Genomic DNA, 25800 nt, shown 5'->3' with positions numbered 1-25800 from the left:
ACGTGGGGTGCGATTACCGCTCCCCGGGAAGCTGACTGATACTCGAGCGGAAGCCCTTACTATCCCATGCGTTCGGCCCGATCACCGGACTAGACCCGCCTCATACGCGATGATCGCGGCCTGAACCCGGTTCTTCACCCCGAGGCGTGTCAGAACGGCGCTCACATAGGCCTTCACCGTGCCCTCGACCAGGAACAGACGCGCGGCGATCTCGGCGTTCGACAGGCCGCCCGCGACCAGCGCGAGCACCTCCTGTTCGCGAGGTGTCAGTGGCTCGATCTGCTGTTGCGCCTCCGCCGCGCGGGTCATGCGCCCGCCCGGTCCGGCGCCGAGCTCGGTGATGACCCGGTGCGCCACCTTCGGCGACAGATAGGCGGCGCCGTCCGCGACGGCTTTGATACCGGCGATCAGCTCGCGCGGGTCGCCCGACTTCAGCAGGAATCCGCTCGCGCCGTCGCCGAGGGCCTTGGCGATGTACGCGTCCTCGGAGAAGGTCGTCAGGATCACCACGGCGGTCTCAGTCGTCGTACGCCGGATCTCAGCTGCGGCGGCAAGTCCGTCCATGCGTGGCATCCGGATGTCCAGTACGGCGACGTCGGGCCGATGCCGCTGCGCCGCGTCCACCGCCTCGACGCCGTCGGACGCCTCCGCGACCACATCGATGGTGTCGTCGGACGCGAGGATCGCCTTCACCCCGGCCCGCACCATCGCCTCGTCATCGGCCAGCAGCACCCGGATCATGGCGTCCCCTCGTTGGTCGGCTCGACCGAGCCGGTCTGCAGCGAAGTCTTACTGATCAACCGTCCGCCGGAAAAACAGAGCCGGTAGGCATAGGTCGTCGTGAACGGTCCACCCGGCCGGTAGAACTCGCAGTCGGCGCCGGCGGGCTGGTCCTTCCGGTTGCGCGGCGGATCCAGCATCTTCATCGGCGGCAGGACCTGGTCCAACTCGGCGCGAGTCTGCCCGATCTTCAACTGGTCATACGCCTGCGGCGGCAGGATCGAGCTGTAGCCGATGACAAGGTAATACCCGAGCGCGATCAACCCGACCACGCCGCCCAACGCCAGCGGCGCGACGATCGCCGTCACCAAACCACGCCGGGCCCGCCGCCGGACCGACTCGAGCTCGGTTGCCGATTCCGATTCGGGCTCGGGCTCCCCCGGCTCCGCCACGATCGGCTGACCGGTCAACGGCATTCGCGCGACCACCTCGAACCCGCCGTCCAACCGGCTGGCGGTTCGCAAGGTCCCACCCACCAACCGCACGCGCTCGGCCAGGCCCGCGAGGCCGTGACCGCCCGAGACCACCTCCGCAGGTAGCGGCTGGGTCGGTGCGCCGTTCACTATTCGCACCACAAGCTGGTCGTCGTCCCGTCCGACCGAAACCGTGACGGTGGCACCCGGCGCATGCTTGGCCGCATTCGTCAGGGCCTCCTGTACGACCCGGTGGGCGGCGCGGTCCACCATCGGCGGCGGCTCGACCCGGCCCTCCTCGATCAACCGCACCGGCAATCCCGAGGCCGCCGCACGCTCGATCAACTCCGCGATCGACTCGTGCGCGGGTGTGGTCGGTGCGCTCTCGTCCGCCTCCCGCAGTACGCCGATGATCTCGCCCAGGCGCTCGGTCGCCGTCGCGGCCGCCTGTCTCAGCTCGGAGGCCGCCGCCCGGTAGCGCTCGGGCAGTTCGCCGTCCACCTCCAGCGCGGCCGCGCGCAACGCGATCAGGCTCAGCTCGTGCCCGACGGAGTCGTGCATGTCCTCGGCGATACGTGATCGCTCGCGCAGGCGCGCCTCCTCCAGACGCATCCGTTGCTCGCGCTCGATCCGCTCGGCCCGCTCCCAGCCGGCGGAGACCAGCAGCACGCTCTGGGCGCGGTACTGCCCGATGAACCAGGGCAGCACCACGAACAGCAGGATCAGCAGGCACAGCAGGAACCAGTTGAGCACGGTCTCGGCGCCGGTCTGGTCGCGTCGCCCGAGCAGCGACGCGACCAGGAAGATCACGCTCGCCCCGAGCGCCAGCACCGCGAAGACCCAGCCGCGCGCCGAGCGACGGCCCGCCAGGAAGGCCAGCGCGGAAATGGCCGGCAGATACGCGATCGGCACTCCCGACGACGACCCCAGCGTGACCACCAGCCAGCCCAGCATCAACCCGGACGGCAGCGACAGCGCCAGCAGCGGATACCGCATGCGCAGCACGACCGCCGCAGCCAGCGCCACCGCGGCGGCGACGGTCATGAACCACGGCTCGCCGCGCACGATCGACTCGAGCACGACCATGCCGCCGACGACCAGCCACAGGCTGAGGTCCCGGAACAGCGATCGCACGCGTGTCCTATTCACGCGGCAGACGCTACACAGCGCGACCGACAGTTTCGTACTGCCGATCGTCGGGTCTTCAGCGCAGCTCTGTCGCCCGGTCGATGAACGTCTCCAGCTCCGCCACGGCAGCCGTCAGATCGAACTCCGGCTCCGCGATCCACTGCCCCACCAGTCCGTCGACCGCCCCGCCGATCACCACGGCGACGGCCTTGGTATCGAACTGGCGCATCTGACCCGCCGACTGCGCCGCCGCCAACAGATCGGCCAGCGCCTTCCAACGCGACGGGTCGGCCCGGACGGTGTTGTGCCCGGCCAGCTCCGCGATCGCGATGGCCTCGGTGATCACGCGCACATGGTCCGGATTGGCCGTCAGGTGCCCGATCATCGCCTTCAGGTACGCGAAGACGGCATCCCGCGGCGTCTCAGCCGCGTCCACCCGGGCCCCGACCTCCGTAACCAGGCCGCCGAGCACCCGGGCCAGCACCTCGTCGAGCAGCTCGTCCTTGTTCCGGAAGTGGTACAGCACGGCCGCCTTGGAGATACCGGCCTTGTCCGCGATGCGCGATAACGACGTCCGGGCCAGGCCCTGCTGCGCGATCAGCTGGATCGCGCTGTCGATGATCTGCCCGCGCCGGGCACCCTCCGTACCTGTTTCGGCCGTCACAGCCATCGCCCCACTTCCAGCGCCCGCCCGCGCCTCAACCCGATTTGATCAAACTTTGAATGCTTATCGCCGGAGAGTAGACCCCGGACTGATCCCGTGGGAAGGCGAGGACACCCGATCAGGCTCAGTGACCGTTCGGTCAGACGCGTCCGCCTCGCAACTGACCCGGCGGGTAGACCTCAGGGCTGACACGCTTTGGCAATGACGGTCTCTCGCCCGGTTTTCGCCCTCCGTCCCGTCTCCGTGGTGGCCGCGCTGGTCGCGATCGTGCTCACCGCGCTGTCCGCCCGCTACGGCTATCACCGCGACGAGCTCTACTTCCTCGCCGCCGGTGACCACCTCGCCTGGGGGTACGTCGACCAGCCGCCGCTCACACCTCTGTTCAGCCGGATCAGCACGACGCTGTTCGGCGACACCGTGATGGGTCTTCGCGTGGTCGCCACCCTCGCGGCCGTAGCCACGGTCTACGTGATGGCGCTCATCTCCCGCGAACTCGGCGGCAACGCCAGAGCGCAGGTGCTCGCCGGAATCGCCGTCGCCGTATCTGGGCAGTTCCTGGCCGTGGGGCACATGGTGTCGACTGCGACGTTCGACCTGCTCGCGTGGCTGGCGATCGCGCTGTTCGCGCTCAAGGTCCTCCGGACCGGTGACGGCCGTTGGTGGATCGCGCTGGGGTTGACGCTGGGACTCGCCCTGCAGAACAAGTACCTCGTGCTGTTACTAGTGGCGGCACTACTGATTGCGCAGCTCGTAGTTGGCCCGCGGACCGTATTCCGGAGCCGGTGGCTGTTGGCCGGTGCAGCCGTCGCACTGCTCGTCGCCGGGCCGAACCTCTACTGGCAGGCGGTCAACGATTGGCCCCAGCTGACCGTTGCAAGCGGTATCAGCGAGGACGACGGCACCGAGAACCGGATTATGTTCATCCCGCTCCAGCTCGCCCAACTGTCGCCGTTCCTCGTGCCCTTCTGGATCGCGGGCTTCGTCCACCTAGCCCGGCGACCCGAGTTCCGAGCCGTTGCCTACGCCTATCCGCTACTCGCGGTTCTGGTTCTCGCGATGGGCGGCAAGCCGTACTACGCGCTGCCGCTGCTGCTGGTACTCGCCGCGGCCGGATGCGAGCCCGTCGTTCGCTGGGCGGCGCAGCCCGTACGGCGCGTAGTGCTGGCCGTCGGTTTGGCCCTGGCCGCCATCAGCTCCGCGGTCATCACCCTGCCGGTGCTACCCGCGTCCGCGCTCGACGCGATCACGCCGATCAACAAGGAACAGGCCGAGCAAGTCGGTTGGCCAGAGCTCGCGGACGCCGTTGCCGCCGGGTGGGCCCAGATCCCGGTGGACCAGCGCGACCGGGCCGTCATCTTCACGCAGAACTACGGTGAGGCGGGGGCGATCGAACGGTTCGGCCCCGCGCGCGGACTGCCCGCGCCGTACTCGGGTCATATGAGCTACGCCGACTGGGGCCCACCACCAGACAGCGCGACCGGGCCCGTCCTGCTGGTCGAATACCCCGAGGCGGAACGCGCCCTGGAGCGGTTCTTCACCGGTTGCCGCCGGGTCGGCTCGGTCGCGAACTCAGCCGGCATCGAGAACGGCGAGGCCGGAGCGCCGATCGTACTTTGCGCGGGTCCTTCCGAGCTCTGGTCAACCCTCTGGCCGAAGGTGCGCCGGTTCTACTGAGCCTTGATCCGACGATATCGACAGGCTGGCATCACCCGGAGCCCAGGCGAATCGCACCAGATCCGCCGGACCACCAACTTGCAACGTGCCCCGCCCACCGACGAACCGCCCCGGCTGAACGGTCGCCAGCCGAATCGCCTCCGCCAAGCTCAACCGCGCCGCCTTCACCGCCTGCGCGACGCCGTCGGTCAAGCCACGAGCCGCCCCAGCGAGCAGGTCGCTCCCCGCCAGTGAAAGCCGGCCGTCGGAGGTCAGGTCGACCCCGCCGCCCACGGGTGTCTCGTACCGCCCGGGCGGCATCCCGGCGAGCGAGACGGCATCGGAAACCAGCAGTGATCGGTCCAGGCCCTTAGCCCGGATCATCGCGCGCAGGGTGTCGTCCGGCAGATGGTGGCCATCGGCAATGAACCCGGCCGTCAACCGATCGTCGGCCAATTGGGTCCACAGGTAGTTCGGATGCCGCGCCAGTACGGCGTGCGCGCCATTGCCGAGGTGGGTACACAGGCACGCTCCGGCATCGACCACCGTCGTGATCTCGTCCGGCCGGGCGTGAGTATGACCGATGGCCACGTGCACGCCCTGCCCGGTCAGCCAAGCGGTGAAGTCCGGCGCCTCGGGGTAGTGCGGCGACAGGGTGACCATGCCGATCAGGTCTCCGTACGCCGCCTGCCACGCCTTGAACTCCTGCTCCGACGGCGGTCGAACATGCTCGGCCGCGTGCGCGCCGCGGGGCCCGTCCTCGGCCGAGATGTACGGGCCTTCCAGATGTACGTACGGAACGGCGTGCCGAACCTCCGGATCGAGGCGGCGCGCGGCGGCGATCTCGGCGAGCGCGTGCGCGATCCGTTCATGGCTCGCGGTGATGATCGTCGGCACGTACGTCGTCACGCCCTGAGCCCGCAACGCCCGGGTCAACGCGATCACCGTGCCCGTCGTCACGTCGGCGGCGTTGAGGTCATGCCCGCCGAAGCCGTTCACCTGGAGATCAACAAGTCCGGCCGTGAGCCAGCCGGCATCATCGGGCAGCTCGACCGGCTCGATCGCACCGATCATGCCGTCGTGAACGGTCACGGCGATCCCCCGGCCCGTCCCGGGATCGCGCCCGGTAACCGTGTACTCCCTGGTTCTCATCGCCTGCCACCGCCTGGCGCGACCATCATCGGAAAGGTGGTCGTCATGCGTTCATCCTTGCGTGCAACCGGTTGCACGTCAATCGCGCGAAGACCTTCCCTCGATCGTGCAAAGCGCTAGGCTGCGGCCATGCCAACGCGTTCGTCCGGACACGGCAGCCCCACCATCGGCACGGTCGCCGCCGAGGCCGGCGTCTCCCGCGCGACCGTCTCCCGGGCCTTCAGCCAGCCCCACCGACTCAAGCCCGAGACCGTCGAACGAGTGCTGGAAGTGGCCCGCCGCCTCGGTTATGCCGTCAACCCGATGGCGAAGGCGTTGTCCACCGGCCGATCGGGCAATCTCGCGTTGATCGTGCCCGATATCGCCAACCCGTTCTTCCCGCCGATGATCCGCGCCGTCGAGCAACGCGCCGACACCGCCGGGTACGCCGTTTTCCTCGGTCACACCGACGAAGACCCGGCCCGGGAGGACCTGCTGATCACACGATTTGCCAAGCAGGTCGACGGATTCGTGATCGCGTCCAGCCGGATGATCGAGACCGAGATCCGCGCCCACGCCGAACGACGCCCGGTCGTACTGATCAACCGCGACGTTGCCCGAATCCCGCGCGTCCTGATCGACACGACCAGCGGAGTCACCCAAGCCGTGACCCACCTCGCCGAACTTGGTCATCGACAGATCGCATACCTCGGTGGCCCGAGCCGTTCCTGGTCCGATGGCCAGCGTCGCCGAACGGTCAAACGCGTCGGCGAGCGGGCCGGCCTCTCCGTGGCGATGCTGCCGGGACGCCGGGCGTCGTACGAGTCGGGTCGCGAGGCAGTACCAGCGATCCTGGCGACGGGCGTGACCGCGGTGATCGCGTTCGACGATCTGCTCGCGCACGGCGTACTGACCGGGCTGGCCGAACGCGACATCGACGTACCCGGCCAGTTCAGCGTGATCGGCTGCGACGACGTACTCGCCGCGCAGACCTATCCCCCGCTCACCACCGTCTCGTCCCGCGCGGCCGAGGCCGGTACCGCGGCCGTGGAAATGCTCGCGAGCCGCCTCGGTAGCGACGTCACCGGCGCCGACGACCGCCTCACCCTGGACACCTCCCTAGTAGTCCGCGCAACCACCACCACCGCCCCCCGCCCCACCCGCAAAACCCGCACCACAAGCGCCACCCCCACCGGCTAATTCCGGTGCACCCCGCCGAGCCCGCCATCCCGCCGAGCCCCGCGCTTGGAATTCAGGGTCAGGTTGAGGTTCAGGAGGTGGCCAGGGTCTAGGTCGGGTTGAGGTTGAGGTTGTGGTGGGCGTCGTCGCGGTGGGCGGGGCCGGGTTCGTGTGCTGGTGTTGCGGTTGGCCTCGGGACGGGGACAACGACGGGGACGAGGTCGAGGTGAGTGGCGGGTGGTGGGGCGGGGGCTGGCTAGGTGGGTTCCGGTGTGGTCGACGATGAGGCGGAGTCCGTTGGGGCTGGTCCATTCGTAGGTGCCGGTGGATAGGCGCGTGCAGGTCCAGCCGCCGTGCGTACGCACTCGGTGGTGGTAGCGGCAGCGCGGAGTGAGGTTTTCGGTACTGGTCTGTCCAGGTGGTCCGTCCTTGTCGTAGGGAATTACGTGGTCTAGGTCTAGCGACCTCGTGGCGCGCCGGGTACACCAGGGGAAGGTGCAGTAGAGGTCGCGAAGGACTACGCGTTCGCGGATACGGTTCGGAATCTCGTACTTGTCGACACTGACCTTCTCGCGGAGATCGATGATCGGCCGCACGACGACCCGGTCGTGGCCGAGTAGCTCGCGCACCTGCGTCAGCAGCATCGGGCCGATTTCTTCGCTACGCACGACGCCGTCGCCTGTTGCCAGGGTTAGGTCGGTCAGGTGGATGTTGATGGTGCGCGAACCAGCGCCTAGGTCGAACCGGCCACGGCGCGACGAGCTACGGCCAGCTGCGCGACCGTCGGCGGATGGAGACGTGGGATTGGCATGCCCTGCTTGTGTGGCTGGTGGTGTGGGGTCAGCGGCGTTCCCGTTCGTGAACTCGGCGCGGCTGCGCGCGGCTCGGCGGGCGTTGGCCTTGATGCTGGCAAGTCGTTCTGCCAGGGATGAGTTCGCGGGATCTGTGGCCTCGCCGTGGAACCCCGCTGCGCGCCCGCTCTGCCCAGCCGGCTCGCCCGGCTCGTCCGGCTGGTCGTCGATCGGGTTCGGGGGTGGGTCTTCGGGAGGCTCCTGGAGATCGGTGGTTGCGAAGTTCGGTACGAAGGACTGATCCCACTCGCCTCGTTCGCCGAACACTGCACCGGGGCGCGCTGGAGCTTGACGAGACGCCTCCGCACGGGAAGGCGTGGGCGCCGGAGCTGGGGTGGATTCGACTAGGAGGCGGGCGGCTTCCAGGAGTTGGAGGGCGGCTTCGGGGTCGGCGAGCCAGCCGGTTACCTTGGCGCGGCGCTGGTCGAGAGAGTCGGTATCGCCTAGGACCTTGAGGGCATCGGCGAGGGCTGTGATCGTGGCGTCCAAACGGACCACGTCGCCCGTTGCGGCCTTGATGAACAAGGTGTTGGTGCCGGAGTAGTCCGCTCGGCCAACCCAGACACCTCGGGCGCGGGCCCGTTCTTCGGCATTCCGCTGGGCTCGCTCGGGATCGGCTTGCCAGAGGGCCGCCTCGACGATGCGCTTGAGGCGTTCGGGGCCGACCCGGTCGATGATCTTCTCGACGGCTCGGTCCACCAAGCCGGCGGCTTCCAGGGAGAGCGCGACGGAGGCGCGGGCTATACGGCAGGCTCGCCAGGGCTCGGCTTGTCCGGCGAGGACCCGGGCCCAAACACGTGGCAGGCGATGCCGAAGGCCTAGGGCGTCGCTCATGATGCCGGCGGCGGCCGACGAGGAGACCTTGTGCGCCGCGCCGAACTCCGCAGCGGCGAACTCCCCCACGGCCGGACAACCTTCTCCGCCGTACACCGTGAGCTGTTCCATGCCAGGCACGCCTTCGGGCCCAGCCACGCGCCGGGGCTCGGCGTGCAGGTCCGCGAACGCGACCGCCGCCTCGAGGATGCGCACGTCCGCATGAGCTCGAGTCGCGTCGAACCCACGCAGCGCGGACACCAGTTCCGCTGCGTTGAGCTCACCAAGATCACCTTCGAACATGTGCTCGATTCTAGCCGCCAGTGCAGCCGGATCCAAGCCGAAATCCCTTATCCACAAGGGAAAACCTCACACGCCAGTGGCGCGGAAAGTGGATATAAGGACGTCCCGTCGCCATCGGCCGACACGCCCGCGACCGACGGTGATGCTGGGATCAACCGTGATCAAACTGATATCCAGCGAAGCCCATAAAGACCTCGGAAGCGCCCGGGCAAGATGGCATCAGAGCCAGGGCGCGACGACAGGGGGAAAGCAGAAAGCCCGCCCTGATGACAGGACGGGCTCGGTGCTGCTCGGTGGGCGATACTGGGTTCGAACCAGTGACCTCTTCGGTGTGAACGAAGCGCGCTACCACTGCGCCAATCGCCCAAGCGGGTGTAACCATAGCGCACGAATCCGCGACGTACGAATCGGGGCGGGCTAGGCTTGCTGGCGAGACGGAGACCCCGTCGCGTTGGAGATGGAATTGTGACTTTCTCGCACGACACCGAGCAGGCCCTCGGCACGCTGGTCCGTCTCGTCAACACGCTGCCCGCGCCGGGTAGCCAGGTCGATGAGCTGAAGACGCTCGAGGACCTCGACAAGTTCATCCATGACCGGGAGTTCAGCGCGGTCGGCCAGCTCACCAGCGCCGACCTGGAGGAGGTCCGGGCGCTGCGCGGCATGTTCGCGCCGGTGTTCACCACCGGTTCCGATGCCGAGGCGGCCGGCCTGGTCAACGCGATCATCGCGCGCGGCGCCTCGACGCCGAAGCTGACCAATCACGACGGCCATCCGTGGCACATCCACTACTCCCGCGACGACGCCTCGCTGGCCTCGCGCATCACAGTGGAGTGCGGGATCGCGCTGGCCCAGGTGATCGCGTCCGGCGAACGCGAGCGGTTGCGCCGCTGCGAGGCACCGGACTGTGACGACGCCCTGATCGACCTGTCGCGCAACCGGTCCAAGCGGTACTGCGACGCGCGCACCTGCGGCAACCGCCTGCACGTCGCCGCCTACCGCGAACGCCGCAAAACCGCCGGTGAGTAGGCCTACGCGACACCGCAGCACCCACACCTGAAACCCACACTCGAAGCGAAAACAGGCCGCCGGCAGAACAACGCCGGCGGCCTGTGAGCTTCCCGGAAGCCCTACGGATCCACATCCTCGGCCGAACGCTCCGCGAACACCCGAGCCACTTCAGCGGTGACCTCCCCCGGCGCCGCGAGGTCGCGGTCGTCGACCTTGTGGATCCCCTGTACGTCGCGCGTGGTCGAGGTCAGGAACACCTCGTCCGCCTCTGCGAGCCGCGCCAGCGGTACGTCGCGTTCCACCGCGCCGAACCACGCGATCACCAGTCCGCGAGTGACGCCCGCAAGGGCGCCGGACTCCAGCGTCGGCGTGACGAGCTCACCGTCGAAGACGCAGAAGATGTTCGAGCCGGTGCCCTCGCAGAGATCACCGATGGTGTTCGCGAAGATCGCCTCGCTGCCGCCTCGCTCCTTCGCGTAGGCGAGGGCCCGGACGTTCTCGGCGTACGACGTGGTCTTCAGGCCGGCGACGGCGCTTCGCTCGTTGCGCACCCAGGGCACGGTGACGATCGCGGAGGTCGGCGCGGGCGGTTCGATCGGCTGGCTGCCGATGACCAAAGTCGTGCCGGCGTCACCCCGGTCCGACGACAGTGGCGAGACGCCTCCGGTGTAGGTGATCCGTAGCCGCCCGAAGGCCAGTTCGGGATCAGCCTTGGTCACCGCGGCGATACCCGCGCGGACGTCGTGCTCGTCCGGCGCCGGCAGGCCCAGTCCGACGGCCGAACGGGTCAGCCGTTCGAGGTGTTTGGTGACCGCGAATGGCTGCCCAGCAACGACTTTGAGCGTTTCGAAGACGCCGTCTCCGGTGGTCAGGCCATGGTCCAGCGGCGAGATCGTGGCCGCTGCGGGATCGTCCTGCAGTACGCCGTTGACCCAGGTGATCATCAGTGCTCCTTCCGACCCGGTTCACCCTACGGGGGGCCCGTTTTTGCACTACGGCCGGAATGGGCTAATGTTCTGTCTCGCGCCGGGGAGTACGAAACACCGGTCGCAGTGCGGATGTAGCTCAGTTGGTAGAGCGCAACCTTGCCAAGGTTGAGGTCGCCGGTTCGAACCCGGTCATCCGCTCGGAGAAGGTCATGCAGGCCCGATCGATCTCTTTGGTGGAGTGGCCGAGAGGCGAGGCAACGGCCTGCAAAGCCGTCTACACGGGTTCGAATCCCGTCTCCACCTCCACCAGGCAAATCTGTGCATTCCAGCCTGGGCGATTGGCGCAGCGGTAGCGCGCTTCCCTGACACGGAAGAGGTCACTGGTTCGATCCCAGTATCGCCCACCAGCAGTACCTGAAGCTCCTCATCGAATCGGTGAGGAGCTTCTTGTTTTCAAGGCCATTCAGCCCCACGCGACACACCGGTACCCCCCTGTCACAACTGCCCCGAAGAGGTGCTAATGTTCTCTTCGTCGCCCCGGGAAACCGGAAAGCTTCGCGGATGTAGCTCAGTTGGTAGAGCGCAACCTTGCCAAGGTTGAGGTCGCCGGTTCGAACCCGGTCATCCGCTCGAGGGGTCAGCACGCCTCTTTTGGTGGAGTGGCCGAGAGGCGAGGCAACGGCCTGCAAAGCCGTGTACACGGGTTCGAATCCCGTCTCCACCTCGACCCTCAACAGACCCGGGCGATTGGCGCAGCGGTAGCGCGCTTCCCTGACACGGAAGAGGTCACTGGTTCGATCCCAGTATCGCCCACATCGGTAACACAGGGACCACGACGCATCGCGCGGCGTGGTTCCTGCGTTTCCGGCCCGCGACGGGCCCGGGTCCGGTAAACCTTTCCGCACCTGTCGGCGTCATACGCAGGGGGAACGGAAACCGGTCCGCAGTTCCGGCAGCTCGAGAACGGAGCAGTTGAGGCGCAGATGGCAAGCCATCCCGAACGGGGCCGTGCCCGCCGGGCCGCGCCCAAGGGCCGCCGAGCCCGCCGCGCCGCCGCCGAACCCCGCACTGTTGCTGAGCCACGCACTGTTGCTGAGCCCCGCGGCGGTGAACAGCCGGGCAGCGCTGAGACAGGCAGATCGATCCACGCAGCGCTGGGCTGGACTGTTCTCAGCGCCATCCTGCCGGGATCGGGCTACCTCGTGGCAGGCCGTCGCCGGCTCGGAGGCATTGTTCTCGGCGCCACCCTGTTGCTCGCAGCCATTGCGGCCGTCTACGGCGTGACGAACCCGAAGCAGGTTCTCAAACTCGCCGTCGACCCGTCGCAGCTGTTGTTCGTCACCATCGCCATCGTGGCGCTGGCCATCGGCTGGATCGCCGTCATCGTTACCTCGCACCGGATGTTGCGCCCCCAGGGCAGCACGACCGGTAACAGAGCGCTCGGCGCGGCCCTGGTCGGCGTACTCTGCTTCGCCATCACCGCCCCGATGGCCTTGACCGCCCAGGCCGCGATGACGCAGCGGGACCTGCTCATCTCGCTGTTCAGCTCCGGCCAGAGCGCCACCCGTAAAGAGGTCCAGAACAAGGAAGACCCGTGGGCGGGTAAGCCCCGGGTGAACATCCTCCTGCTCGGCGCGGACGACGGTCCCGGTCGTAAGGGCGTGCGTACCGACACGGTGATGGTGGCCAGCATCGACACCAAGACCGGCAACACAGCGCTGATCTCGCTGCCGCGCAAGCTGATGTTCATGCCGTTCCCCAAGGATTCGCCGCTGCACGAGAAGTACCCGGACGGCTTCGGCAAGGACGGCATCAACCTGCAGGACCGGCTCGAGTGGATGCTGGACGCGATGTACCAGAACATCCCCGACAAGTACCCGGGCATTCTCGGCCCGTCCGACAACGAGGGCGCCGACATCCTCAAGGTGTCCGTGGGCGAAGCAGTCGGCCTCGAGATCGACTACTACGCCCAGATCAATCTCAAGGGCTTCACGTCGATCGTTGATGCCCTGGGCGGTATCACCGTGAACATCAACTACCCGATCCCTGTCGGCGGTAGTGACGACGCGAAGCGCCCGCCGAACTACTACCTCCAGCCAGGGCCCAACAAGCACCTGATGGGCCTCGAAGCGCTCTGGTACGCCCGCGGTCGCTACAAGATCCCGAACCCGGACGACGCCCGTAGCGCTCGCCAGCGGTGTGCGATCCACGCGATCGCTGAGAAGGCCAACCCGGCCAACCTGGTCCAGAGCTACCAGAAGCTCGCCGCCGCCGGGAAGAACCTGCTCCGCACGGACATCCCCCAGGACCTACTGCCGGCGTTCGTCGAGCTAGGCCTCAAGGTGAAGTCGGCGAAGGTCGCGGCGGTTCCGCTGGACGGCAAGGCGCTCAAGTTCGCGTACCCGCATCCGGACTATGACGGCCTGCGCGCGGTCGTCGCCAAGGCCCTCAAGCCCAAGAAGCCGGCGACCAAGCCGACCACGGGCACCACAGCGGGTACGCCGACCACCAAGCCGAGTAAGCCGACGAAGCCGAGCAAAACGGTCGACGAGAACGGTCAGCAGGATCTCAAGGGCGCCTGCGAATACGATCCAGAACCCCAGTCCTGAGCCGCTTCAGCCGGGAGCTGATCTCCCAGCCGAGATAGGCGATCATCGGGGCGACGGTGAGCGCGCCCGCGAGCAGGATCTCCTCGATCGGTAGACCGGCCAGGTGCTGGGGCGCCATGCTGCCTCCCTGCCGTAACGACGCGGGTCGGACGACGTGCGATAAACGACGCGATGCCTGCTTACCGAGTGTAAGCAGGCATCGACAGGTCGTAAACGGCTCAGTAAATGTGAACCGCGAGATCGGCGGAAGGCGACTCGTACTTCGACGTCCGTGCGGTGACCTGAATAGCCCAGTCCCCCGATACCGGCAGCGCGACGCGTCCCTCGTACTGCCCCGGGCCGACCCGGGTCATCGGCGCCGTCAACGGGCCAACGCCCTCCTCGGCCTGGGTGAACCGAACAGATGGCGCAGCCAACGGCTCCAGCGCCTTACCCGACGCGTCCCGCAGGTAGATCTGCACGTAGTTCGACCCGGTCGTGACCGGCGAGATCCGCAAGCGCACCAGGCCCGTTCCCAACCGCGCCTCGATCCCCCGCGCCCGGCTGATCTGCTCCCCCGCCGAAGACGCGAGCGACTCCTCCCGCGGCGGCTGCGTCACGAGTACGCCGGTGGCCCCGAGCAGCACCACGAGACAGACAGCCTCAGCGAGTACGGCGGAGCGCAGCAGGCCTCGCGCCGCGTTGTCGCGTGGTTCCTTCAGCACCTTCGGCATAAGACCGAACCGGTTCCACGAGGCGATCCCCACGATCACCAGCGCCACACCGAGCTTGACCAGCAGCGCTTTGCCGTACGACGTCTGCCACAAGCCCGGGATCGACCCGAGAATGCGCCAGGCCATCACCGTGCCGGAAATCGCGACGGCGAGTACGGCCCATGCCGCCACCATCGAGAACCGGGTCGCCGTACTGGCCGCACGGCGAGGTGACGCGTCAGACGACTTCGACAGCGTGAGGAACAGTCCGATGATGCCGCCGGCCCAGATCGCCCCAGCGCTGACGTGGATCAAGTCCGACGCGACCACAAGCCACGTCGGCCCGTAGGTGCGGGTATGACCCGTCCACGGCAACGCGATGAGCGCCACCAACGCGCCCACGGCTACCCCCGCACGCGCCAGGATGACGGTCGGCACGGTGACCAGCAGAGCCGTCACGACCAGACCCGCCACGGCCAGTACGGCGCTCGTGAGTAGATCCGACCGGAAGCCGTCGGACCAGATCGAGCCGTCGCCGAGACTGGCGAGGCTTCCCGCCTGTTGCCAGGCCGTCGTGAGCGGTATCGAGGCGAAGAACCCCAGTGCCGCAAGGCCGATCAACCCGCGAGCGGTCCAGCGCAGCCGGCGGCGAAGGCCTACCATCGCGCCGACGGTCGCGTCCAGCAGGAACACCTCGAACACGGCGAGGCCGATCGCGCCGAGCACGCCGAGGTAGCCGAGTGACGTCGCGACGAGCCGAACGACGTTGAGGCTGCGGGTTGGCTCGTTGTCGGCGGCGGTGGCGACCGGCGTGGACTTCTGGCCGATCGTGAACACGAACCCGCCGGAGACCGGATGGTCGTCGGCCGAGATGACCCGCCAGGTGACGGTGTACGTACCTTGCCCGAGGCCGGTGGGCAGGGCCGCGACAGCCCGTTTGTCGACGCCCTTGACGTCCACCTTCAGGCGTTCGCCCGCGGGGTCGAAGATGCTGATCGAGGTCGGCCAGACCACGACGGCCTCGTCGAAGGTCAACGTCACCGCCGTCGGCGCCTTCGCCAGGACGGCGTCGGCCTTCGGATCCGTACTCAGCAAAGTCGCGTGCGCCGAAGCAGGCGCCGCGGTCAGGCCAAGCCACAACAGCGCCAGGAGCAGCCACAGCGGCGCCAGGAGGAGCCCGGCGGGCACGGTGAACCAGGTCCACCGTGCCCGCCGGGAAAGGTGCTCCTGCATCAGGATTTGCGGCTACGAGCCAGCGCGGCGCCACCCGTCGCCAGACCGAGTACGCCGACCGCGAGCGCCACCCAGGTGACGGCAGGCGTGCCGCTGTCCGAAGAGGTCGTCGCGGCAACCGGCTTCACATCAACATCATGGCCGTCCTTCTCCGCGGCGGTGACCACGATGCTCGGGGCCGGGGCCTCCAGATCGTCCTCGGTCTTGCCGTCCTTCGGCACCTCCACCCAGGCGGTCTCACCCTTTTGGCAGGTCTGCACGGTCGGGAAGACCAGAGTCTCGCCGACCTTTTCGGGCAACTTGGCCTGGAGCTGGAACGTGTCGCGGTAGCCGTCCGGCAGCGGGGTCTTCGCGGTGTAGACGACCTCGCCGACCCGCTCGGTCACCTCGTTGCCGTGGCTGTCCTTGATCGGCGTGGCCAGCTTCACCATCACCTTCTGGACCTGCCAGTTCGGGTTCACCGTGGGCGTGACGGAGGCGAACTGCTCCGGGATCTTGATCGACACCTTGGTGGTGCCCGAACCGTCGCAACCGTGCGGTACGGCGAAGGTCAGCACGCTGTACGCGCCGGCCGCGGTGGTGTTGGGCGTGACGCCGACGTGCGCGGACGCCGTACCGGCGGTGAAGAGCAGCAGGCCGGTGCCGACCGTCGCGATGGCAGCAAAACGTCGCTGAGCGGAATTCAACATGAGAGGGCTTTCTGTCTGAGCGGAAACAACGGATGTGGTGGATCCATGGACACCACCGAGCACCCGGTCGGCTCAGCAGGCCTGCTGAGCCGACCGGGTGATGGATGGAGTCCGCTCGGACAGCGGCGGACCACGCGGCCGGTCGGGCCGGGCGAAGGCGGTGACGCGCAGCGGGCGGCGGATCGTTGCGATCGGCAACGGCTTGGGCCGCGACACCGCGACGAAGCCGCCGGGCACGACGAGCAGCGGCCGCAGCAGGGACCACAGCGCCCAGAGCAGGGATTCGCCGTGCGCCAGCAGCAGGCCGGTCAGCAGGGTGGCGACGACGTGGGCGATGAGCATCGTCGGTCCCTCGGTCGGGACCGGTGCGGCTGGATGCACCATCGGCGGCATCTCGTGTGGATGCCCGCCAGGCTGCATCGTGGCCATCGCCATCAGCAGATGGTGAACGACGAACTGGCCGCCGCCCAGCAGAACCAGCAGCAAGCCGAACCCGAGCCGCCGGCCGCTGAGCAGGTGGACCGGAACCGCCGCCAGCACGCTCAGAATGAGCAGGGCCAGCGGATGCGGAGGGGCTCCCCCGCCCAGCACGTGACTGCCCGCCGCGATACCGACGGTGACCACGGCCACCGCGGCAGCGCGCACGGAACGCAGTGCGCCGGCGCCGGGCGAATTCACGAGTGAACTTTATCCAATCCTGCGGAGCTGAGCTGAGCCGAGCTCAGCGCACCTCGAACTTCACGATCAGCTTCTTCAGCCGGTGCGACTCCATCTCATACGTCCCGGTGGCGCCGAAGCTGAAGGTCTCCTCGACCTGCTGGCCGGCCGCGACCTGGAACGAGCGATCCGGGGTCGAGTGCACGTGCACCTCGTCGTCGATATCGCTGCTGATGTTCACGGTGATCTGCTCGTCCTTCGAGACCTTCACCACCGAACCACTCGGCTCGGTCTTGCCACCGGAGATCTTCACGTCGACGGTGACGCCGGGATGACCGGCGTGCTCGTCCTTCGCCGCGCTCTGGCCCGAACATGCCGAGACCAGCAGCAGAACGGCAGCGAGCGCCGGAACCGCTTTGAACAAGGCAGAGCTCCTCTCCGCCCCGGGATTCCCCGAGGCGGTGCCACCTAATCACATCGCTCCGACGGTGCTATCTGCGAGGCGTTCGCAACTAGCACTAGCCACGCGGTTTGCTGTCGCGCTTGGCCGCCTTGCTCCGCGCGGCCCATTCCTTCTTGACCTGCGAGCGCATCCGCAGGTCGTTGCGCCGCGCCATCCAGGCCGCCTCCTTCTGCAGCTTCACCCAGCTGTCGTACCGCCGGAACGGCAAGGTGCCGTCGTCCAGCGCCGCCAGTACGGCACAGCCCGGCTCCTTCTGATGCGAGCAGTCCTTGAACCGGCAGCCGGCGATCAGCGCGGCCACATCCGGAAAGGCCGAGGCCATTCCGTCCCCCGTCTCCTGCAGGCCAACGGTCCTCAGCCCGGGCGTATCGATCACGACACCGCCGCCGGGAATCGGGATCAGCTCACGCCGTACGGACGTGTGACGGCCCTTCCCGTCCTCGCGGATCGATTGGACCGCCAGGACGTCCGCGCCGGCCAAGGCGTTCACGAGCGAGGACTTGCCCGCGCCGCTGACTCCGAGCAAGGCGACGGTCTTGTTGCCGTTCAGGAGTTCAGCGACCTGCTCGAGGCCCTGGCCGGTAGCCACACTGCAGACCAGTACGTCGGCACCGGGCGCGGCCGTCGCGACATCCTCGGCGACGTCGTCCGCGTCGTTGACGAGATCGGCCTTCGTCAGGATGACCACCGGGTGGGCACCGCTTTCCCAGGCCAGCGCGAGGAACCGCTCGATCCGGCCGATGTTCGGCTCGGGTTCGAGCCCGACCACGATGGCGACCACATCCACGTTCGCGGCGAGGACCTGGCCGCGGGAGGTCTTGCCCGCCTCGGCCCGGATGATCCGGGTACGGCGCGGGGCGACGGCCTCGACGGTGATCCGGTCGTCCGGCCAGTAGCGCAGCGCCACCCAGTCCCCGGTACACGGAGTCGCCTGGGCGTCGAGCGCGATGGCCGCGAGGATGTCACCGGACCAGGAGGCCCGAGCCGGACCGTCGGCGGTGAGTACGGTGCTGAGGCCCTTGTCGACCCGGGCGACCCGGGCGGGGACCAGCGAGAGTGCTTCGAAGTACGCCGCCGTCGGGCCATCCAGGCCGAGGGCGGTCAACGCTGCAGACATCTGCGACGAACCTTTCGAGAGGTCCGGCCGCGAGGATCAGATCAGGCGGCCGGACGGAACAGGAGTGGCCGGATGGCCAGGTGCACGGTCATCGCTTCACTCCCTTCGGGTTCACACTCCCGCGCCCGGATCTCGGTGCGGTATCGCGACGTCGTCAGCGTACGTCGTCGGCCTTCGCGGGCGCATGCGGTTTTCCCGCGGCCGCTGACTCGGCCTTCGGGGCGGCGCTCGGCTCCACCACTGGGCCGGGATCCGGCGGCGCGGGTACGACCGGCGCCGGGTCGTCGTCACCGCCCATCGCCTCGACCGCCTCGGCCATCTTGATCTCCGGGCGCTGCCGCCGTTCCGGGTCCTCGTCGTCGAGGTCCTGCGCGTGCGCGTGCGCCGGCTCCGGCTCGGCCCGCATCTCCGGCTCGGCGTGCTCGCCGCGCTTACGCGCCGGTTTACGGGCCTTCTCGGGCCACATCCGGTCCACCACCGCGTTCAAGGCGGCGCCGATCAGTACCGCGATCGCCGTCAGGTACAGCCACAGCAGTACGGCGATCGGAGCAGCGAGCGGTCCGTAGATCGACGTACCACCAACGGTGGTCTGCAGTGTCCAGCGCAGTACGAAGCTGCCGAGGATCCAGATCGAAAGGGCCAGGAACGAGCCGGGCAGATCGGAGATCCACGGCGTCCGGACCGGTACGGACAGGTGGTACAGCGTGTTGAGGAAGCCCGCCGACAAGACGGTGACGACCGGCCAATAGAGCTGGTTCAGGAAGTCCACCCGCTGCGGCAGCAACGAGTCGACCGTCTCCGGACCGGCCAGCACCAGCGGCAGCACGATCACGCCGATCAGCAGCGCGACGCAGTACAGGCTGAACGACAGCGCGCGGGTCTTCACGATGCCGCGCTTTCCGCCCATCCCGTACATGATCGTGATGGTGTCGACAAAAACGTTCAGCGCGCGGCTGCCCGACCACAGCGCGAGCAGAAAACCGACTGAGATGACATCGGGGCGGCCGCCGTCCAGCACGTCGTCCAGGGTCGGCACGATGACCGCCTGGACCGAGTCGTCGGTCAGGGCCCGGGCCGCCAGCTCGGCGATTTCGAGCTTGATGCCGTCGATCGTCGCGACGTCGAAGAACCGCGACACGATGAAACCGATCGAGCCGGCCAGCCCGAAGATCAGCGGTGGCAGCGACAGGATCGCGAAGAACGCCGCCTCCGCCGCCAGCCCTGTCACGCGGTAGCGCAAACAGGTGCCGACGGTCTGGGTGAGCACCTTCCAGGTCACTCCAAGTATCCGCCGGACCCAGACCAGTGAGACAGAGGTCTCAGACCCCACGCGTGCCATACCGCTTACCGTACTGACATGTCGGACCCATTTGCGGTAATCAACCAGACTCCGCCGCTGGACGGCGTGAACTTCTTCACGGCGGACGCCAGTTTGCGCGACGCCCTCACGCCGTACGGCGACCTCGCCGACGACGGTTCGCTGACCCGGATCGGCGCGCTCGCGGGCAGCCGGGAGGCCCTCGATCACGCGCTGCCCGCCAACCAGAATCCGCCCGTGCTGCGGACGCACGACCGGTACGGGCATCGTGTCGACCAGGTGGACTTCCACCCGTCGTGGCACTGGCTGATGGACAAGGCCGTCGGCTTCGGGCTGCAGGCGGCGCCCTGGTTGTCCGGTGAGCCCGCGGCCCAGCTGCGCCGCGCGGCCGGATTCTTCGTCTGGGGCCAGGTCGAACCGGGACACGGCTGCCCGATCTCGATGACGTACGCCGCGGTGCCGGCGCTCCGGGCCGATCAACGCCTCGCGGAGCAGTGGGTTCCCCGCCTGGCGGCCACGTCGTACGACCCGGGTGGTTCGGGTCCGGGCGCGCTCGCGGGAATGGGCATGACGGAAAAGCAGGGCGGTTCCGACGTACGGGCCAACCTGACCGAGGCGGTTCCGGTCGGCGACGACGGCGAGTACCGGCTCACCGGGCACAAGTGGTTCTGCTCCGCGCCGCAGGTCGACGTCTTCCTGGTGCTGGCCCAGGCGCCGGAGGGCCTCAGCTGTTTCGTCGTACCGCGCGTGCTTGCCGACGGCAACCGGAACGTCTTCGCGCTGCAGCGGCTGAAGGACAAACTCGGCAACCGGTCCAACGCGTCGAGCGAGGTCGAGTTCCACGGCACGGTCGGATATCGCCTCGGCGACGAGGGCGCCGGCGTGCGGACGATCATCGAGATGGTGGCGGCCACCCGGCTGGACTGCGTTCTCGGTTCGGCCGGGTTGATGCGGCGGGCCCTCGTCGAGGCGACCTGGCACGCGACGCATCGAAGCGCCTTCGGCGGCGTACTGCGGGACAAGCCGGTGATGCGCAACGTACTGGCCGACCTGTCGCTGGAGTCGGCCGCGGCGACGATGCTGGCGATGCGCCTCGCGGCCGCGGTCGATGCGGGCGAGGCCGACGCGGCGTTCCGGCGGATCGCGCTGCCCCTGGCCAAGTTCTGGGTGTGCAAGCGGACGCCGATGATGGTGGCGGAGGCGCTGGAGTGCCTCGGCGGCAACGGGTACGTCGAGGAGTCGGGCATGCCGTTGTTGTTCCGCGAGTCGCCGCTCAATTCGATCTGGGAAGGCTCGGGCAACGTCAACGCCCTCGACGTACTCCGCGCGCTGCAACGGCCCGAGTCGCTCAACGCCTGGCTGACCGAGGTGGGCCTCGCGAAGGGTTACAGCCGTCACCTCGACCGGGCGATCACTGACGTCCTGACGATGCTGGCAGACCTTGAGGGGATCGAAGGCCGCGCACGCATCCTGGCGGCGCGCATGGCCGTCGTACTGCAGGCGTCGCTGCTAGCCCGGTTCGCGCCGCCCGAGATCGCTGACGTGTTCATCGCGTCCCGGCTCGGCGGCGACTGGTCTGGCGTGTTCGGGACATTGTCACCGTCCGTAGAGCTGCCCGGCATCGTTGACCGAGTGCTGGTCCACTAGGCTCGGTCCGTCGCGACTGGCGCTTGGGTGGGATTGACCACCAGGGAGCGAGAACCTGTCGGCACCGCGCGCCTGGGTGCCACGCCGCACACACTCTGGAGACGAGCAATGAGTCAACCGTTTGACGCCTCCGCCGCATCCGCGGCCTACAAGAACGCGCTGGAGGTGATCGGCGCGGTCGAACCCACCGTGGCCGGCGCCATCCGCTCCGAGCTCGCCGACCAGCGGGCCTCGCTCAAGCTGATCGCCAGCGAGAACTACGCCTCCCCCGCCGTGCTGCTGACGATGGGCAACTGGTTCTCCGACAAGTACGCCGAGGGTACGGTCGGCCACCGCTTCTACGCCGGCTGCCAGAACGTCGACACCGTGGAGAAGCTCGCCGCGGACCACGCCAAGGAACTCTTCGGCGCCCCGCACGCGTACGTCCAGCCGCACTCCGGCATCGACGCCAACCTGGTCGCGTTCTGGGCGATCCTGGCCCAGCGGATCGAGTCCCCCGCGCTGGCCGAGGCCGGCGCCAAGCACGTGAACGACCTGTCCGACCAGGACTGGGCCAACCTGCGCAAGGCGCTCGGCGACCAGAAGATGCTTGGCATGTCGCTCGACGCCGGTGGCCACCTCACGCACGGATTCCGCCCGAACATCTCGGGCAAGATGTTCCACCAGACGTCGTACGGCACCGACCCGGAGACGGGCCTGCTCGACTACGACGAGGTGGCCCGGCTGGCGCGCGAGTTCAAGCCGCTGATCCTGATGGCGGGCTACTCGGCGTACCCGCGCAAGGTGAACTTCGCCAAGATGCGCGAGATCGCGGACGAGGTCGGCGCCACCTTGATGGTCGACATGGCGCACTTCGCCGGTCTGGTCGCGGGCAAGGTCTTCACCGACGACTTCAACCCGGTCCCGCACGCGCACGTCACCACCACGACCACGCACAAGTCGCTGCGCGGCCCGCGTGGCGGCATGGTGCTGTGCCAGCCGGAGTACGCCGACGCCGTGGACCGCGGTTGCCCGATGGTGCTGGGCGGTCCGCTGAGCCACGTGATGGCGGCCAAGGCCGTCGCGCTGGCCGAGGCGAAGCTGCCGTCGTTCCAGACCTACGCGGGCAACGTCGCCGACAACGCGGTCTCGCTGGCCGAGGGCCTGATGAAGCGCGGTACCAAGGTCGTCACCGACGGCACCGAGAACCACATCGTGCTGCTCGACGTCTCGTCGTACGGCATCACCGGCCGCCAGGCCGAGTCGGCGCTGCTCGACGCGGGCATCGTGACCAACCGCAACGCCGTACCGCGTGACCCGAACGGCGCCTGGTACACCTCCGGCGTGCGCATCGGCACCCCGGCACTCACCTCGCGCGGCTTCGGCGCGGACGACTTCGACCGCGTGGCCGAGCTGATCGTGGACGTGTTGTCCGCGACCACCCCGACCAACACGGCCGCGGGCGCGCCCTCGAAGGCGAAGTACGTGCTGGCCGACGGCGTGGCCGGCAAGACCCGGGCGGCGGCAGCCGAGCTGCTCGACGTCCACCCGCTCTACCCGGGCCTCGACCTCGACTGACCGCTGCTTTACCGGAACGGCCCAGGGATTTCTCCTGGGCCGTTCTGCTATTTACGGACGGCTACTTTCGGATGGTGGCGCTGGCTGCGTTCCAGATGACGCTGGTTTCGGGGAAGTAGACGCGGTAGTCGCGGGCCGCCGATGCCGTGTAGGCGTAGGTGTATTTGCCGGTTGAGGTGGTCTTCACGGACTTGAGGGCGATCCACTTGGTCGCGCCGGGAGCCTTGTACTGGAGTTGGCCGACGGCTCCGGCGTACGGGACGAACTTGTCGAGGCTTACGGCGTAGCGGGCGGCCGAGACGTTCAGGGTTACCTTGGAACCGCTACGGCTGGCGGTGAGACCGGCCCAGGAGCCGACCTTCACGTAGCTGTTCGGGCTGTTCTGGCTCATTGCCCCCGAGAACGTGTCGTAAGCGCCGTTCGGGCGCCAGTTCCACAGCCCCGGGTCGGCGTAGTCGTAGAGGTCCATCGTGACCGTGGTCGACGTACGGAAGAAGTAGAGGACTTCCTGCACGCCCTGGGTCGGGTGGTACGACGTCCAGGCGGCGTTGTCCCAGTTCCCGGCGACGCAGTCGGCGGCGACGCGCATCGTGATCGCGCGGTAGGGCGCGGAGATGACGATGCGGCTCGGCGCGATCAAGCTACATCGGCCGGCGGCCGCAGAAGAACCTTCAGCGGCTCCAGAAGCTCCAGCGGCTTGGGCGGTCGGCGCGGTGACCAGCAGGCTGGTCGCGAGCAGACCGGTCGCGGCGAAGACGGATTTCCAGCGCATGAATACTCCCCCAGCTCAGACAAGACGGCCCCCGGCCGGTTGGCCGGGAGCCGCCTGGACCTTACCCGCCGACAGGGTGATCAATCGGCGGGTTGGAGCCCTGGGAGATCAGAACAAACCGTTCCCCTCCAGGGTGAGCGCGTAGGCGGCGGTGACGGCGAAATCGATCGCCGGTTCGGCCGTCTGCCACGATCGGACATCGTCGACATAGCGGGCCCCGCGGGCGGAGAAGACCTCATGGCTGTCGACGCCGTTGGCCGGGCACGGTTTCATCCGGTCCATGTGACCGTAGAAACCACCCTCGAAGAAGTCCACATTGTTCGGCCCGTTCACGACCGCGCCGATCGCGGGCTTGCCCAGGATGTTGGCCACCTGGTGATGCGGGCACTGCACGTACGACGTACCGACCCCGACCACAAACGACGTACCCCAGGGGTTACTGCCCAGCGCCCAGTTGCGCTGCTGCGTTCCGAGGGCGTCGTAACGGCGGTCACCGGTGACCTGGCGGTACAGGTGACTCGTCGCGACAAGGCCGAAGGTCTTCGGAATCGCGTCGAAGTCGTCGTACTTGGCGCCCGCGCGGAACGGGTCTTGTCCCGCTCTGGCGAGGCCCCGGTCGAGCTGGGCCTTCAGATCGCCGGCGATGTCGCGCGTCGAGGCCGACGAACCACCGTGGGCGCGGATCGCGCGGATGAGGTCCGCGTGCGCGAGCGCGCTGACGTCGTACAGGTCGAGACTTCCGCCCTTGTCCTGCGGGCCGACGCTGCCGCCCTTCTCGTGCAGCAGGTACTGCCCGGCCCAGTGCTTCGCCTGATCGAGCCACACCTTCGACCGGGGATCGCCGAGGCGCTTCGCGGCCAGGGAGAGCTCGGCCGCACCGAGTTCGAGGTCGTCGCGCCACCTGTTCTCCGGGTAGTACGCGAACGGCAGCGACGTGGTCAGTTGAGTGACGCCGGTCGTTTTCGCCTGCGCGTAGATCTGCGCGGCCGTGGTCAGGTAGCCGCGGGCCTTCGTGCGGTTCGGCTCGACCTGCGCCGCGATCGCGAAGGCGGCCGCCATCCGGCCGGCGATATTCGGACTGACCTTCTCACCAGGTGCCGCCGCACGGAAGACGGGCCGGTTCTTCAAGTGACGGTGGTACGGGTCGTTGTCGGCGTCGTCTTCTTCCGGCAGCCGCCAGACATCGTGGTCGCCCGCGAACGTCTCCTCAGCGTTGCCGGATCCGATACCGACCTGCATGTACACCGTGCGGGTCTTCTCGTCCCACATCTTGTCCAGCCACTTGAGCCCGTGCCGCGCCTCGCCAACGAGTTTCGCGTCGCCGGCTCGCCCGTCGCGAGCCGATGCCCACAGCATCAGGTCCGCGTACGCCGCGATGTGGGTGAACTTGACGTAGTCCCCCGCGTCGAACCAGCCGCCCTCGACGTCGACCTTCTCGCCGGGAACCGGCTTGAGTTCACCGACGGTCGTACCGGAGTCGGGCGACTCGAAGACCGGCAGTTCGTAGACCTGCGCGGACTTGTCCGTCAGGTGTGCCGGCTTGCGATCGAGCTGCCCCGGTACGACGTTGACGCCGTCGCGCTGCGAGCCGAAGAACGTGATCGTCTTGTCCGCGGCTTGCCGGAACATACCCCGGGTGCCGACCTGGAAAGGCGCCGAAGTCGCACCGGCGGCCTGGACCCGGTAGGTGCCCGGGAGCAGCAAACCCTTCAATTCAAGGGCGTAGACGTGCGGATAAGCGTCGTTCCACTTGCCGAGGTCCGCCCCGGTTCGGCCGGACAGCACCTTGCGGCCATGCCGGTCGATGACGGCATACGGCTGGCCGGCGGCGACCTTCGGACTCATCAGGTACGCCGATTTGGATTCCCCGATCGCGAACCCCAGCTGGTCCACCCGGATCAAAGCCCCGGTCTGCGCGGCGGCCTGCACCGCGGTTCGGGTCGTTGCCCGCTCTTCGGAAGCACCGGCGGTCGACCCCACCACGACCGCGGTGCCGGTAATGGACGAACAAACGGCGAGTGTAGCCAGCGCTACCCGGCGTGACGATCTCACAACCGCGCCCCTTCCCTAATCGTTAGGAAACTTTCCTAACGACCAGACCGTAGGGCCTCACCGCCCCGGCGGCAATAGGAAACCGCGGTGCGCTCACGGGAAAGCGACGCAAAATCGTCGGTGGCCGGCGCTACGGTTTCGG

21 protein-coding genes, 7 tRNA genes and 1 riboswitch are annotated in these 25800 nt (G+C 68.1%); of the genes, 12 read left to right on the top strand and 16 right to left on the bottom strand.

Annotated elements, in window-relative coordinates; all coding sequences use genetic code 11:
• Positions 1-81: 81 nt before the first annotated feature.
• The 3 genes from ACFFGN_RS16555 to ACFFGN_RS16545 are packed head-to-tail and all read right to left on the bottom strand — an operon-like array spanning position 82 to position 2991.
• Positions 82-741: a response regulator gene (locus ACFFGN_RS16555; protein WP_380048358.1), complete on the bottom strand. Its 660-nt coding sequence runs from the start codon at positions 739-741 to the stop codon at positions 82-84.
• Positions 738-2342 carry a sensor histidine kinase gene (locus ACFFGN_RS16550; RefSeq protein WP_380048356.1) on the bottom strand — a complete coding sequence of 535 codons (1605 nt, stop codon included), beginning with the start codon at positions 2340-2342 and terminating at the stop codon, positions 738-740. The genes ACFFGN_RS16555 and ACFFGN_RS16550 overlap by 4 nt, the downstream gene beginning before the upstream one ends.
• 55 nt (positions 2343-2397) lie before the next feature.
• A complete protein-coding gene (locus ACFFGN_RS16545) occupies positions 2398-2991 on the bottom strand; it encodes a TetR/AcrR family transcriptional regulator (protein WP_380048354.1) in 594 nt (197 codons plus the stop codon).
• A gap of 195 nt (positions 2992-3186) precedes the next feature.
• Here ACFFGN_RS16545 and ACFFGN_RS16540 point away from each other — a divergent pair, with 195 nt between their 5' ends.
• The gene (locus tag ACFFGN_RS16540) at positions 3187-4659 is read left to right on the top strand and encodes a glycosyltransferase family 39 protein (protein ID WP_380048352.1); all 1473 of its coding nucleotides are present in this window, start codon (positions 3187-3189) and stop codon (positions 4657-4659) included.
• Here ACFFGN_RS16540 and ACFFGN_RS16535 read toward each other — a convergent pair.
• The gene (locus tag ACFFGN_RS16535; RefSeq protein ID WP_380048350.1) at positions 4624-5790 is read right to left on the bottom strand and encodes an N-acetylglucosamine-6-phosphate deacetylase; all 1167 of its coding nucleotides are present in this window, start codon (positions 5788-5790) and stop codon (positions 4624-4626) included. The two genes, ACFFGN_RS16540 and ACFFGN_RS16535, sit on opposite strands and share 36 nt — an antisense overlap.
• A gap of 129 nt (positions 5791-5919) precedes the next feature.
• Between ACFFGN_RS16535 and ACFFGN_RS16530 the strand changes: the two genes are divergently transcribed.
• Positions 5920-6969, top strand: a complete 1050-nt coding sequence (locus tag ACFFGN_RS16530) for a LacI family DNA-binding transcriptional regulator (protein WP_380048348.1) — start codon at positions 5920-5922, stop codon at positions 6967-6969.
• Here the strand turns inward: ACFFGN_RS16530 and ACFFGN_RS16525 are convergent.
• Together ACFFGN_RS16525 and ACFFGN_RS16520 are read right to left on the bottom strand one after the other, a co-directional pair.
• On the bottom strand, positions 6966-8915 hold the full coding sequence (locus tag ACFFGN_RS16525) for a DUF222 domain-containing protein (protein ID WP_380048346.1): 1950 nt from the start codon (positions 8913-8915) through the stop codon (positions 6966-6968). The genes ACFFGN_RS16530 and ACFFGN_RS16525 overlap by 4 nt on opposite strands.
• Positions 8916-9209: 294 nt before the next feature.
• Positions 9210-9281, bottom strand: a tRNA-Val gene (locus tag ACFFGN_RS16520).
• 99 nt (positions 9282-9380) lie between these two features.
• Between ACFFGN_RS16520 and ACFFGN_RS16515 the strand changes: the two genes are divergently transcribed.
• Positions 9381-9941 carry a CGNR zinc finger domain-containing protein gene (locus ACFFGN_RS16515; protein ID WP_380048344.1) on the top strand — a complete coding sequence of 187 codons (561 nt, stop codon included), beginning with the start codon at positions 9381-9383 and terminating at the stop codon, positions 9939-9941.
• Positions 9942-10042: 101 nt separating this feature from the next.
• Here ACFFGN_RS16515 and ACFFGN_RS16510 read toward each other — a convergent pair whose 3' ends face one another.
• On the bottom strand, positions 10043-10867 hold the full coding sequence (locus ACFFGN_RS16510) for an aminotransferase class IV (protein ID WP_380048342.1): 825 nt from the start codon (positions 10865-10867) through the stop codon (positions 10043-10045).
• Positions 10868-10977: 110 nt separating this feature from the next.
• Between ACFFGN_RS16510 and ACFFGN_RS16505 the strand changes: the two genes are divergently transcribed.
• The 7 genes from ACFFGN_RS16505 (at position 10978) to ACFFGN_RS16475 (ending at position 13461) form a co-directional block, all read left to right on the top strand.
• A tRNA-Gly gene (locus ACFFGN_RS16505) sits at positions 10978-11050 on the top strand.
• A gap of 34 nt (positions 11051-11084) precedes the next feature.
• Positions 11085-11158, top strand: a tRNA-Cys gene (locus ACFFGN_RS16500).
• A 26-nt stretch (positions 11159-11184) separates the two neighbouring features.
• Positions 11185-11259 (top strand) — tRNA-Val (locus tag ACFFGN_RS16495).
• 150 nt (positions 11260-11409) lie between these two features.
• Positions 11410-11482 (top strand) — tRNA-Gly (locus ACFFGN_RS16490).
• A 23-nt stretch (positions 11483-11505) separates the two neighbouring features.
• Positions 11506-11576: transfer RNA gene (locus tag ACFFGN_RS16485), tRNA-Cys, on the top strand.
• A 17-nt stretch (positions 11577-11593) separates the two neighbouring features.
• Positions 11594-11665, top strand: a tRNA-Val gene (locus tag ACFFGN_RS16480).
• Between the two features lie 389 nt (positions 11666-12054).
• Positions 12055-13461 (top strand): LCP family protein, encoded by a 1407-nt coding sequence (locus tag ACFFGN_RS16475; RefSeq protein WP_380048340.1) that lies wholly within the window; start codon positions 12055-12057, stop codon positions 13459-13461.
• On the opposite strand, the gene ACFFGN_RS16470 is transcribed toward ACFFGN_RS16475, so the two are convergent.
• From ACFFGN_RS16470 to ACFFGN_RS16440, 7 genes are all read right to left on the bottom strand, one after another.
• Entirely contained in the window at positions 13421-13579 is a 159-nt protein-coding gene (locus ACFFGN_RS16470; protein ID WP_380048338.1) for a hypothetical protein, read from the bottom strand. The two genes, ACFFGN_RS16475 and ACFFGN_RS16470, sit on opposite strands and share 41 nt — an antisense overlap.
• Before the next feature lie 100 nt (positions 13580-13679).
• Entirely contained in the window at positions 13680-15386 is a 1707-nt protein-coding gene (locus ACFFGN_RS16465; RefSeq protein WP_380048336.1) for a copper resistance CopC/CopD family protein, read from the bottom strand.
• Entirely contained in the window at positions 15386-16075 is a 690-nt protein-coding gene (locus ACFFGN_RS16460) for a YcnI family copper-binding membrane protein (RefSeq protein WP_380048334.1), read from the bottom strand. The genes ACFFGN_RS16465 and ACFFGN_RS16460 overlap by 1 nt, the downstream gene beginning before the upstream one ends.
• A gap of 72 nt (positions 16076-16147) precedes the next feature.
• Positions 16148-16753 (bottom strand): hypothetical protein, encoded by a 606-nt coding sequence (locus ACFFGN_RS16455; RefSeq protein WP_380048332.1) that lies wholly within the window; start codon positions 16751-16753, stop codon positions 16148-16150.
• A 43-nt stretch (positions 16754-16796) separates the two neighbouring features.
• Positions 16797-17156, bottom strand: a complete 360-nt coding sequence (locus ACFFGN_RS16450) for a hypothetical protein (RefSeq protein ID WP_380048330.1) — start codon at positions 17154-17156, stop codon at positions 16797-16799.
• A 94-nt stretch (positions 17157-17250) separates the two neighbouring features.
• Entirely contained in the window at positions 17251-18312 is a 1062-nt protein-coding gene (gene rsgA / locus ACFFGN_RS16445; RefSeq protein ID WP_380048328.1) for a ribosome small subunit-dependent GTPase A, read from the bottom strand.
• Positions 18313-18466: 154 nt separating this feature from the next.
• A complete protein-coding gene (locus ACFFGN_RS16440; protein WP_380048326.1) occupies positions 18467-19591 on the bottom strand; it encodes a YihY/virulence factor BrkB family protein in 1125 nt (374 codons plus the stop codon).
• A 78-nt stretch (positions 19592-19669) separates the two neighbouring features.
• Here ACFFGN_RS16440 and ACFFGN_RS16435 point away from each other — a divergent pair, with 78 nt between their 5' ends.
• Complete coding sequence (locus ACFFGN_RS16435) at positions 19670-21277, top strand: acyl-CoA dehydrogenase family protein (RefSeq protein ID WP_380048323.1); 1608 nt, start codon at positions 19670-19672, stop codon at positions 21275-21277.
• A gap of 2 nt (positions 21278-21279) precedes the next feature.
• Positions 21280-21362, top strand: a riboswitch (ZMP/ZTP riboswitch).
• 23 nt (positions 21363-21385) lie between these two features.
• A complete protein-coding gene (locus tag ACFFGN_RS16430) occupies positions 21386-22834 on the top strand; it encodes a glycine hydroxymethyltransferase (protein ID WP_380048321.1) in 1449 nt (482 codons plus the stop codon).
• A 61-nt stretch (positions 22835-22895) separates the two neighbouring features.
• Here ACFFGN_RS16430 and ACFFGN_RS16425 read toward each other — a convergent pair whose 3' ends face one another.
• Positions 22896-23606, bottom strand: a complete 711-nt coding sequence (locus ACFFGN_RS16425) for a hypothetical protein (protein WP_380048318.1) — start codon at positions 23604-23606, stop codon at positions 22896-22898.
• A gap of 108 nt (positions 23607-23714) precedes the next feature.
• Positions 23715-25658: a glycoside hydrolase family 9 protein gene (locus ACFFGN_RS16420; protein ID WP_380048316.1), complete on the bottom strand. Its 1944-nt coding sequence runs from the start codon at positions 25656-25658 to the stop codon at positions 23715-23717.
• Between the last annotated feature and the right edge of the window lie 142 nt (positions 25659-25800).

Origin of the sequence: Kribbella deserti (assembly GCF_042434725.1) — a bacterium.
Lineage (GTDB): Bacteria > Actinomycetota > Actinomycetes > Propionibacteriales > Kribbellaceae > Kribbella > Kribbella deserti.
The sequence above is the reverse complement of the archived record's forward strand: the minus strand, read 5'-3'. Positions and strand labels throughout refer to the sequence as shown.